The organism is Caballeronia glathei, from assembly GCF_000698595.1.
GTDB classification, from domain to species: Bacteria; Pseudomonadota; Gammaproteobacteria; order Burkholderiales; family Burkholderiaceae; genus Caballeronia; species Caballeronia glathei.
The window spans coordinates 57137-68440 of sequence record NZ_JFHC01000010.1 but is presented as its reverse complement, the minus strand read 5'-3'; the positions used below and the strand labels follow the sequence as shown (position 1 = coordinate 68440).

General features: G+C 63.4%; 10 protein-coding genes. 4 read left to right on the top strand and 6 right to left on the bottom strand.

Translation table 11 applies throughout. The features are described from left to right. Nucleotides 1-53 precede the first annotated feature (53 nt). The gene (gene ltrA / locus BG61_RS09515) at nt 54-1754 is read right to left on the bottom strand and encodes a group II intron reverse transcriptase/maturase (protein ID WP_035925376.1); all 1701 of its coding nucleotides are present in this window, start codon (nt 1752-1754) and stop codon (nt 54-56) included. A gap of 1195 nt (nt 1755-2949) precedes the next feature. Between ltrA and earP the strand changes: the two genes are divergently transcribed. From earP to BG61_RS09495, 4 genes are all read left to right on the top strand, one after another. After that, a complete protein-coding gene (gene earP / locus BG61_RS09510; protein WP_035925378.1) occupies nt 2950-4104 on the top strand; it encodes an elongation factor P maturation arginine rhamnosyltransferase EarP in 1155 nt (384 codons plus the stop codon). A gap of 246 nt (nt 4105-4350) precedes the next feature. Next, nucleotides 4351-4908: an elongation factor P gene (efp, locus tag BG61_RS09505; RefSeq protein ID WP_035925589.1), complete on the top strand. Its 558-nt coding sequence runs from the start codon at nt 4351-4353 to the stop codon at nt 4906-4908. Nucleotides 4909-5230: 322 nt separating this feature from the next. Beyond that, the gene (locus BG61_RS09500) at nt 5231-5578 is read left to right on the top strand and encodes a BON domain-containing protein (RefSeq protein ID WP_232255966.1); all 348 of its coding nucleotides are present in this window, start codon (nt 5231-5233) and stop codon (nt 5576-5578) included. Nucleotides 5579-5749: 171 nt separating this feature from the next. Further along, nucleotides 5750-7135 carry a sigma-54-dependent transcriptional regulator gene (locus tag BG61_RS09495; RefSeq protein WP_035925382.1) on the top strand — a complete coding sequence of 462 codons (1386 nt, stop codon included), beginning with the start codon at nt 5750-5752 and terminating at the stop codon, nt 7133-7135. A 100-nt stretch (nt 7136-7235) separates the two neighbouring features. Here the strand turns inward: BG61_RS09495 and nagZ are convergent, their stop codons facing one another. From nagZ to era, 5 genes are read right to left on the bottom strand one after another with little or no spacing between them, the layout of a single operon-like run. Further along, entirely contained in the window at nt 7236-8264 is a 1029-nt protein-coding gene (gene nagZ / locus BG61_RS09490) for a beta-N-acetylhexosaminidase (RefSeq protein ID WP_035925383.1), read from the bottom strand. A 19-nt stretch (nt 8265-8283) separates the two neighbouring features. Next, entirely contained in the window at nt 8284-8688 is a 405-nt protein-coding gene (gene acpS / locus BG61_RS09485; RefSeq protein ID WP_035925386.1) for a holo-ACP synthase, read from the bottom strand. Between the two features lie 13 nt (nt 8689-8701). Further along, nucleotides 8702-9469, bottom strand: coding sequence for a pyridoxine 5'-phosphate synthase (pdxJ, locus tag BG61_RS09480; RefSeq protein WP_035925388.1), 768 nt, complete (start codon nt 9467-9469; stop codon nt 8702-8704). Then, nucleotides 9466-10383, bottom strand: a complete 918-nt coding sequence (recO, locus tag BG61_RS09475) for a DNA repair protein RecO (RefSeq protein ID WP_035925391.1) — start codon at nt 10381-10383, stop codon at nt 9466-9468. The genes pdxJ and recO overlap by 4 nt, the downstream gene beginning before the upstream one ends. Continuing rightward, nucleotides 10370-11269 carry a GTPase Era gene (gene era, locus BG61_RS09470; RefSeq protein WP_051672400.1) on the bottom strand — a complete coding sequence of 300 codons (900 nt, stop codon included), beginning with the start codon at nt 11267-11269 and terminating at the stop codon, nt 10370-10372. The genes recO and era overlap by 14 nt, the downstream gene beginning before the upstream one ends. Between the last annotated feature and the right edge of the window lie 35 nt (nt 11270-11304).

The following is an 11304-nucleotide window of genomic DNA, read 5'->3' as shown; positions in this document are numbered from 1 at the left end:
CCGTACGTGCGAGTTTCCCCGCATACGGCTCAAATCTACAAACAAAGTTCTGTCTACGACAGAACCGGCTTAGTTACAACCAGCTTACCAGCGTGCACTTGCTGATGGCAGTGCGGGTGGAGCAGCACCCGGTTGGATAAAGCGTCGGTACCTCCATGCATCCGATATTCCAGATGATGGTCGTGCCAGCCCGATTCGTCCGTTAGGGCACAGCCACAATGCGCGCATAGCCCGCCTTGTGACATATACAGCGTCGCCCACTGCTTTCGGTAGCGCATTTGTTCCCACATGCGCCCCTGCCGCAGGGTCTCGCCATATTGCTCCCATGTCGGATCAAAAGGATTGAACTCGCCCTTGATCCTCGTGTGCCGTTTGATAGCCATACCACTAAGCTGGTATAGCTCATTCAGCCCCCAACTGCCGTCTTCGCGTACCGTACGAACCGCAAACACCCAGTGCCGGGCACCGATAGAGTGAAAGTACTTCTGTTTCACCCACACAGCGCTCTTTTGCGGGTGCCTCCGCTTCGACCACCGCCAGAGCTTCCGAAAAATCAGATGCTCCATGCGGCTGTACGTCTGCTTGGCCGAGACCGGACGGTGGTACTGCGCCCATCCGCGCAACATCGGGTTCAGCAGTTGGATTAGATCCCCCTGCTTTACCGTTTTGTTGCCGCTGATCGTTTCCGCCACCTTGCGATAAAACGCTTGCGCGTTTTTCTTGCTCGGCTTGATGAGCAATTTTCCCGAGTACTTCCGGAAATTCCACCCAAGGAAATCGAAGCCTTCATCAATGTGGGTGATGCGCGTTTTCGCCTCAGACAGTTGCAGGCCCCGAACCGCAAGGAACGCTTCCACCCAAGGCCTGACCACGCTTTCCAGTATCTCTTTCGAGTCACCGGTAATCACGAAGTCATCCGCGTATCGCACCACATTGACCTTCAACTTCTTAGCTTTGACGATCCCGAATTTCGCACCGAGGTGCGCAACCAGTTCACGCTCCAGCCCGTTCAGCGTCACATTCGCCAGCGTCGGGGAGATGATCCCTCCCTGCGGCGTACCGGCCTCAGTCGCCTGTAGCTGACCCTTGTAAATCAGGCCAGCCTTCAACCACTTCCGGAGGATCTCCCTGTCCATGGGGACATGGTTTTCCAGCCAGTCGTGGTTGATGTGGTCGAAGCAGCCTTTGATATCCGCTTCCAGTACCCATCGGGACGAATCCTTCCGGGACGTGCAAGCGCGTACCTGACCCATAGCATCAGCTGTCGAGCGGTTTATCCTGAACCCATATGAATTCGGGTCGCTCGTCGATTCCGACACTGGCTCCAGAGCCAGCAGATACAGCGCCTGCATCGCCCTGTCCCGCATGGTCGGGATGCCCAGAGGGCGCTCCTTTCCATTGGCTTTGGGGATAAAAACTCTCCGTAATGGCAGAGGCTTGTATCCGCGCCGCTTCAACCTGCCGATAGCTTCCCACCGGCTTTCAGGCGAATCCCACAGTTCGCGATCGACTCCAGCCGTTCGCGCCCCCTGATTCTGCGTAACACGTCGTACCGCATACAGCTTCGCGGATAACGTGCGAGTCAGCATCCGTTGCAGGGCTTTCACCCTGCGCCAGTCACTTTCCCGCGTCGCCTTCGCAATTCGAATCTGCATCCCTCGCACGTTCCGTTCAACCCGGCGCCAATCTACGGCGTTCCAGTTGTCCGGCGCGTGGGAAAGCGCAGACCCGGTCTTTCGACCAGATACTTTCATGCTGCTCTCCTACTTGGAAGAAGTCCCCAGGCAGAAGGCGCATCTCCCCCAGAGGGGCAGACACACCCCTCTGGGGAACAACAGACACCTCAATAGGAGCGCATGCGCCCCTATCTCGGACAAACACCTCAGTACGAGCGCATGCGCGCGTACCTAACCAAGTTACAGAGGGTAGTCAGCCGCCTTGCGACGGTAGACCAGACGGAAGTCTGCCCGCTTTCGCGTGGAGTAATGTCTCAACCCCTATCCGGGCCATTACAGCCCGACATTCGCTTTTTCCGTCCTCCCACACCTGCACAATCAACAGCGTCCCTTACGGTTCGCCTGCCAGCCAAAAGACAGCTGGCAACCATACAGGCTTACCACGTTCCCGGCATGTCACACGACTGACGTAGGTTCTGCCTATCCCCCGGTGGCTTGACAACGACGTAGCCCAAATTCTAAGTGGACTAACCAGCCACGTACCTTTTGGTTAGAGCCCGATGTTCAAGCAGCTTTGGCTCCTCACTGGTAACGAGGTTTATCAGCAGTTCACATACGTTAACCCTATCAGCCAGCCTAGCTCCTCGACCCCTTTGCTGCTAGGAGTGTCCAGACCAATCCCTCGCGGGAAGGGCCTGCCCGAAACATCCGGAGGCTACATTGTCAGAAGAGCTTCACACCCCACCGTTGCCAGTGACGCATGTCTTCTTAGGCTACTGCTGGTCGTACAGCAGGTTCACTATCCTCGCCGTACAACTGACGAGGCCAAACAATGACACACCGAGCTTTCGCTCGTATCGGTTCGCGAAACCATTGCCGCGGACGGCGCAGGAATTACATACATCACTCCACCCTGTCGGCGGAGGTGAAGCCGCTGACGGGGCGGAACCTGACGGTAATCAGGTCAATGCAATGCGAGCTCTCGGAGAATGTGCTCTACCGAGACTCGTATGAACGAGACCCGGCCAACCTCTACCGGCTCTCGCTTCGCTAAAAGAGATACCCCGCTTCTGAGCAGTTGCGTCGAGGGACTCACGCCCCTTCCCGATGCTCCACGTGATATCTTCGCGACCGGTTAGGCTCATACAGACGCCTCCTTTGTCGCTAGTCGATGCCCCTTACGTTGGGGCTACCCGGACACGAGCGTGCGTGTCGCACTAGAATCGCCAGTTTAGATCATTACGCGGCCGTCCCGCCGCCCGAGCCGCGCGCCATGACCCCAGACCACGCTCCGACGGACACCGCCTGCGACATTTTCTGCGCGGTCATCGACAATTTCGGCGACATCGGCGTGTGCTGGCGGCTCGCGCGCCAGCTCGCGAGCGAGCACGGCTGGCAGGTGCGCATTTTCGTCGACGACTTGAGAGCCTTTCACGCGCTCTGCGCCGACGTCGATCCCGCGCTCGCGCGGCAGGAGGCGGCGGGCGTCGTGATCGAGCACTGGCACGAGCCCGCGCATGCCGGACAGACGCTGCAGATCGCCGATGTCGTGATCGAGGCATTCGCCTGCGAGCTGCCGCCCGTCTATGTCGCGGCAATGGCGCAGCGCGGGCGCAAGCCGGTGTGGATCAATCTCGACTATCTGAGCGCCGAGGACTGGGTCGCCGATTTCCACTTGCGGCCCTCGCCCCATCCGCACCATCCGCTCAGCAAGACATTCTTCTTCCCGGGGCTCGGCGCGGGCACGGGCGGCGTGCTCAAGGAGCGCACGCTGGATGCCGAGCAGCTCGCCTTCGATCGCGACGCCTGGTGGCGCGAGCACGTCGGCCGGAGCGTGCCGCCGAAGGAAAGCACTGTCGTTTCGATGTTCGCCTACGAGAATCCGGCGATCGACGGACTGCTCGCGCAATGGCGCGACGCGCGTTCGCCCGTCGTGCTGCTCGTGCCGGAAGGACGCATCTCCGGGGCGCTTGCCCGGTTCTTCGGCCTGCCGCACTTCGGGGCGGGGTCGGCGGCCGAGCGCGGATCGCTTTGCGCGCACGCGCTCGGCTTCGTCGAGCAGCCGCGTTTCGACGCGCTCCTCTGGGCCGCCGACGTCAATTTCGTACGCGGCGAGGATTCGTTCGTGCGCGCACAGTGGGCGAAGAAGCCGTTCGTCTGGCATATCTATCCGCAGGCCGACGACGCGCACCTGCCGAAGCTCGACGCCGCCCTCGCCCACTACGCGAGCGGCCTGCCGCACGCGGCGCGCGATGCCGTCTCGCGCTTCTGGCACACGTGGAACGGGGCCGGATCGCCGGACTGGGAGGATTTCTGGCGACATCGCCCGGCGCTGGAACGGCGCGCGTCGAAATGGGCGTCGGAACTGGCGAGCGTCGGGGATCTGGCCGGAAATCTGGCCGAATTCGCAAAAAGTCAGCTAAAATAAGCGGTTATCCAACGGCTTACGTAGCGTCGATTGGGTTCGACACCGGGTTTGACCCAGAGTTTTACAACGTTTGACCCAACGTTGACTCAACGTTTTACGGAGCCCGTCTTTTTCGCCGACTCTGCCGGCTTCAGCGGGGATCGGAAGGATTCCACGACGCGCGGCATCGCTCAGTCGACACGCCGCGAGCCGTCGAGCAACATCGAAGCGCTCAGCTCATTTATCTGGACAGGACAGTTTTTTATTATGAAGACCGCACAAGAACTCCGCGTTGGCAACGTCGTGATGATCGGCAGCGATGCCATGGTCGTGCAGAAGGCCGAGTACAACAAGTCGGGCCGCAACTCGGCAGTCGTGAAGATGAAGTTCCGCAACCTGCTGTCGGCGGCGAACATGGAAGCGGTCTACAAGGCCGACGACAAGTTCGATGTCGTCCTGCTCGACCGCAAGGAAGTGACCTATTCGTACTTCGCCGATCCGATGTACGTGTTCATGGACGCCGACTACAACCAGTACGAAGTCGAAGCCGACATGATGGGCGACGCGCTCCATTACCTCGAAGACGGCATGCCGTGCGAAGTCGTGTTCTACAACGAAAAGGCAATTTCGGTCGAACTGCCGACCACGCTGGTCCGCGAAATCATCTACACGGAACCGGCGGTGAAGGGCGACACGTCGTCGGGCAAGGTGCTGAAGAACGCGAAGATCAACACCGGCCTCGAACTGCAGGTGCCGCTCTTCTGCAACATCGGCGACAAGATCGAAATCGACACGCGTACCAACGAGTACCGCAGCCGCGCGTAAGCGAAGCGAGACGCGTGCTGGCGGCAGGTGTCAGTCGCAGGCTGCACGCCGTGCTCGCGGTTGGCAATCCATCCCGCTGCCGCCACCGCGGCGGCAACGAAAAAGCGCCCGTACGGGCGCTTTTTCTTTTGCGTGAAGTTTTTGGGCGGTTCAGGCAAACTTTACCGGTTCGCATCTCGAAAACGACACAATTCACGTGGCGAGAGCGCTGCCCTGCGACCTGATGAGGCGCGTTCACGACACGTTGAAGACGCTTCGAGGGCAATAAGAAGTCTGGCACGAATTCTGCTCGAAAGACTTGATCTTCACTCGACGTCGAACCGTGCCAAACACCCACCCTAACCATCACGCCGTCGCGATCCGGTTCCTGATCGCCGCCCTGCTCGCCGCGCCCGCATTCGCGTTCATCGCCGGATGCTCGTCGACGGCCACGAGCGAATCGGCGGGCGAGTACACGACCGATACCGCGACCACCGCACGCGTGAAGACCGCGTTGCTCGCCGATCCGGGCCTGAAGTCGCTGGCGGTGAGCGTCGAGACCTATCGCGGGGCCGTGCAGTTGTCCGGCTTCGTGAACTCGGAAGTACAGATTCAGAAGGCTGTCGCCGTGACGCGCGGCGTGTCGGGGGTGCAATCCGTGAACAACGATTTGCACGTGAAACCACAGTAGCGAAGGACGAAGCGCAGGACGCAGGAGACCGAAGCGCGCCGCTCGCACGAACCAGACCGGGTGCGGACGATGCGGCCGGCAACGACGCGCCCGACCCACCGGCTCGCCCGCCAAGTTCAGCGGACCCGGTTTCGAGCGAATTACAGACCACCTTGATACGTTGTGTCCGCCATGCCACACGCCCTGATTGTCGAAGACGATCCCAATAGCCTCTCCGGCCTGTCCGCGATCCTGTCGGCGGATGGTTTCTCCGTCGATACCGCGACCACCCTTGCCGAAGCCCGCGCGGCCCTCACCCGCTTCATCCCCGACGTCGTGCTGGTCGACCTGAACCTGCCGGACGGCAGCGGCCTCGACCTGCTGCCGAGCCTGCCGGCGCAGCCGCCGGACGGCGCGCTTCCGGTGATCGTGATGACGGGCAACGCGACGGTCGAAAGCGCGATCGAAGGCCTGCGCCACGGGATCTGGGACTATTTGCTGAAACCAGTCAACATTCCGCGTCTGCGCAGCCTGCTCGCGCGCATACCGCGGCCCTACGAACTGACGGAAGAAGTGCAGGCGCTGCGCTCGACGTTGCGCGACCTCGGGCATTTCGGCGCGATGCTCGGCAGGAGCGGCGCGATCCAGCATGTGTACGACCTGATCGAACACACCGCGCCGACCGAAGCCGCCGTGCTGATCTGCGGCGAGCCGGGCACCGGCAAGAAGGTGGCGGCGCGCACGCTGCACGACCTGAGCCGCCGCCGCAAGGGTCCGTTCATCTACTTCGATTGCATGGCGGCGCGCGAGCCGGGCCAGCGCTCGATGGAAAGCGTGCTGTTCGGCCACGAGCGCGGCGCTTTCGCCGGCGCGGAGAACCGCGAGCCGGGTCTGCTCGAGCAGGCGGGCGGCGGCACGCTCTTTCTCGACCAGATCGACGCCCTGCCGAGCGAACAGCAGGACGCGCTGCTGCGCGCGCTCGATTCGCAGACGTTCATGCGCGTCGGCGGCAGCAACCGGATCATGACCGATTTTCGCCTCATCGCCGCGACGCGCACGCCGGTGAAGGAAGCCGTCACCGACGGCGCCCTGCGCGAAGACCTCTTCCTGCGGCTGAACGCGTCGTCGATCGCGCTGCCGCCGCTGCGCGAGCGCGGCGAGGACATCGCGCTGTTCGCCGAATATTTCGTCGACGAGCTGAATCGCGAGAACCATATCGCCGGGGTGACGAGCGGGTCACCGAAGCGCATCAGCCCGGCGTTCATCCGCGAGTGCCTCGCGAACGAGTGGCCAGGCAACGTGCGCGAATTGCGCGAGCGCGTGCGGCGGGCGTATCACGCGTCGGGCGACGTGATCGAGACGCTGCACGTCGACGAGCAAGGCGGCCCCGGCGGTCGCGGACTGAACGGCACGAGCGTGCAGGTGACGGTCGGGACGGCGCTCGCGGATGTCGAGGACATGCTGATCCGCGCGACGCTGGAAGCGGTGGGCGGCACGCGGCACCGGGCAGCGACGCTTCTCGGCATCAGCCCGAAGACGCTCTATAACAAGCTGCAGCGCATGAAACTCGAATCGTAGGATCGCAGGCGCAGCGCTTCGCGCAACGAAAAACGCCACGGCAGCGATGCCGTGGCGTTTTTCATTTTTTTCGTTGCCGCTCCAACCCGCTCAGATCCGCTCAGCCAAGCGCGCTCGCGATCAGCGCCTTCGCCTGCTGATAGTCCACCTGCTCCTGCAGCTTGTCCCAGTGCGGCGCCTTGCCGCGCGGCCGCATTTTCTTCAGGCGATTGAGCGACGCCTTCGACGGCGTGACGCGCAATTGATCGAGCACCTTTTCCGCTTCCTCCGGCTGGTTGCAGATGAGCACCATGTCGCAGCCGGCCGTCAGCGCCGCGGTGGCCGCCTCGGTCAGCGTGCCGCCGGCGCGCGCCGCTTCCATCGAGAGGTCGTCGCTGAAGATCGCGCCGTTGAATCCGAGCCGCCCGCGCAGCACGTCCTGCAGCCACGTGCGCGAGAACCCGGCGGGTTTGTCGTCGACTTGCGTGTAGATCACGTGTGCCGGAATCACCGACGCGAGCGACATCCCCAGCCAGTCGTACGGCTTCGCATCGGCGGCGAGGATGTCATCGAGCGGACGGTCGTCGGTCGGCAGGGCGACGTGCGAATCCGCGGCGGCGAAGCCGTGCCCCGGAAAATGCTTGCCGCAATTGGCCATGCCCGCGAGCGCGAGGCCGTGGTTCATGCTCTTGGCAAGCAGCGTGACGACGCGCGGATCGCCGTGCAGCGCGCGGTCGCCGATCACCTTCGACTGGCCGTAATCCAGGTCCAGCACGGGCGTGAAGCTCATGTCGATACCGCACGCACGCAGTTCGGCGGCGAGCACGTAGCCGAACGCGGTCGCGGTCTTGGTCGCGAGCAGCACGTCGCGGTCCCACAGCGCGCCGAGCCTGCCCGGCGCGGGCAGTACGGTGAAACCGTCGGTGCGAAAGCGCTGCACGCGGCCGCCTTCGTGATCGACGGCGATCAGGATGTCCTCGCGCACCTCGCGAATCGCGTCGGTGAGCGCCACGAGCTGCGCGCGATCCGTGAAGTGGCGGGCGAACAGGATGATGCCGCCTGTCATCGTGTGCTCGATGCGGCGGATATCGGCGGCGGTCAGCGTCGTGCCGACCACGTCGAGCATGACGGGTCCGGGAGTGCGTTTCATTGGGTCCAGGGAAGAGATGTCAGGAAGGGTCCGCGATTTCCGCGATGACGAACGACACCGCGTAGTCGCGCTCGTCGGTGATGGTGACTCTGGCCGTGATGCCGCGCGCCGCGAGCCATTCGGCCAGCTCGCCGGACGCCACGACCATGGGCTTGCCGCTCGGTTCGTTGAGCGTCTGGAGCGCGCGCCAGGTCATCGGCCAGTGCATGCCGAGGCCGATCGCCTTGGAAAACGCTTCCTTCGCGGAAAAACGCGTGGCGAGGAACGCGAGGCCGCGCACTTCCGAGCGCGCGCGCCGCGCGTGATAGATGCGCAGCTCGTCGGCGCCCAGCACCTTTTCGGCGAAGCGCCCTTTCGTGCGTTCCATGACCGCCGCGACGCGGCTCACCTGGACGAGGTCCGTGCCGATTCCGTAGATCGCCATCGTGCGCGCCTTCTCAGCGCACCGCCGCGAGACGCGACGCGACCATGATCGCCTTCATCTCGCGCACCGCGTTCTCCCAGCCGGCGAAGATGGCATGCGCGACGATCGCGTGGCCGATGTTCAGCTCGACGATGCCTTCGAGCGCCGCCATCGGCTGCACGTTCGTGTAATGCAGGCCGTGCCCCGCGTTCACCTTGAGCCCGAGCGCGTTGCCGATATCGACGCTTTGCGCGATGCGCTCGAATTCACGCTTCTGAGCGGCTTCGCCGTCGGCTTCGGCGTAGCTGCCCGTATGCAGTTCGATGACCGGCGCGCCGGCCTCGTGCGCGGCGCGGATCTGGGTTTCGTCGGCGTCGATGAAGAGCGAGACGCGTGCGCCCGCGTCGCGCAACTGCGCGCAGGCGGCCTTGACGGCCTCGAACTGGCCGGCGACATCCAGCCCGCCCTCGGTCGTCAGCTCCTGGCGCTTTTCCGGCACGAGGCAGACGTCGTGCGGCTTGACCTCGCACGCGATGTCGAGCATTTCCTGCGTGATCGCGCACTCCAGGTTCATGCGTGTTTTCAGGATGGGCCGCAGCGCGCGCACATCGGCGTCGACGATATGGCGGCGGTCCTCGCGCAAATGCAGCGTGATCGCGTCCGCGCCCGCCTCTTCGGCCATGAGGGCGGCGCGCACCGGGTCCGGATAGCGGGCGCCGCGCACGTTGCGCAGCGTGGCGACGTGATCGATGTTCACGCCGAGATCGATCACGTTCGACGTTGACGAGAGAAAGAAGCTCATAGATTTTGCAGGTCGATCAGGATCTGACGGGTGGCGAGCGGCGTACCGCCCAGATAGACGTTGAGCAGGAAGCGCATCAGCGTCTTGCTTTGCGCCGCCGTCTGCGGGCGGCTGTAATCGTCCTCTTCCATGTCGAGGAGCGTCTGGCCGGCGATCACCGGCCATTGCGACGGCAGTTCCTCCGACGCTACGCGCACGCCGCGCTCGGGATCGAACACGTATCGCCGGTCAGCCACGACCGGCTGGCGCGTGACAGTGCGGTTCAGCGCCATCGCGTAGCCGGTCTCGCGCAGCAGCACGCGCTCGAACGAACGCAGCACCTGCACGGGAGGCTCGTCGTGGGCGAGACGCGAGAGCGTCAGGACATAGTGATTGAAAAGCGCGGGATGCGCGTCTTCGCGTGCGCAGAACTTGACCAGCAATTCGTTCACGTAGAAGCCGCAAAGGAGCGCGTCGCCCGCGAGCGGCAGCATGCCGCCAACCCATTCGGCCGTCGTCAGGGTGCGCACCTCGCCCTTGCCGGTCCACGAAAGCCCGAGCGGCTGGAACGTCTGCAGCACGCCGCGCAGCGCGGAGTGCGGGCGTTTCGCGCCCTTCGCGACGAGCGCGACGCGCCCGTAGTCGCGCGAGAACACGTCGATGACGAGACTCGTCTCGCGATACGGATAGCTGTGCAGCACGAACGCGGGCTGCTCCGCGATGCGGAAATCGGACCGGGGCGCGGCGCGCGGCCGTTTCGCGGCGGGCGGCGCCTCGCCGGTGCCCGATGCGCGGCGCTTTTTCGCGGCCGGCTTCGGCGCGGCTTCGAAGTCGTCGTCGAGCCGCTCGCCCGCGCCGGCGTCGGACGCGCCGGTCATCCAGGCGTCGTGCATGCCTTCGTTCGTGCCTTCGTTCGTTTCCTCATTCGTAGCCATAGGCACGCAGTCCCGCCTCGTTGTCGGCCCAGCCGCTCTTCACCTTGACAAAGGTTTCGAGATAGATCGGGCCGTCGAAGAGCTTCTCCATGTCGAGGCGCGCCTCGGTGCTGATCTGCTTCAGCTTCGCGCCCTTCTGCCCGATGATCATCGCCTTGTGCGTATCGCGATCAACCAGGATCGTCGCGAAAATGCGGCGCAGGCGCCCTTCGGTCTCGAACTTCTCGATGAGCACCGTGCTCGTGTACGGCAATTCGTCACCGGTCCAGCGGAACACCTTCTCGCGCAGGATCTCGGCGGCCAGAAAGCGCTCGCTGCGATCGGTCAGGTCGTCCTCGCCGTAGATCGGCTCGCCTTCCGGCAAATAGGGCTTCACGGTGTTCATCAGGCGCTTGATGTCGTCGGGATTCTTCGCCGACATCGGCACGATTTCCTTGAAGTCGGCAAGCGCGCTCACCTTCTGCATGAAGGGAAAGAGCGTGTCCTTGTCGCTCACGTGATCGAGCTTGTTCGCGATGAGGAGCGTGGGTGTGCCGCCGGGGATCAGGTCGAGCACCTTCTGGTCGTCCGGGCCGAAGCGGCCGGCTTCGATCACGAAGAGGATGGCGTCGACGGACGTGAGCGTCGAGGTCACGGCGCGGTTCAGCGACCGGTTCAACGCGCCGCTGTGCTTGGTTTGAAACCCGGGCGTATCGACGAAAATGTATTGCGCGTCGTCGAGCGTGTGGATGCCGGTGATGCGGTGGCGCGTGGTCTGCGCCTTGCGCGACGTGATGCTGACTTTCTGGCCGACGAGCGCGTTCATCAGCGTCGATTTGCCGACATTGGGCCTGCCGACGATCGCGACCATGCCGCAGCGAAAACCAGTGGGAGTGGAAGCGTTCATAAGTGTGGGCGGCAACGGATTCATGAGGCGCGCTT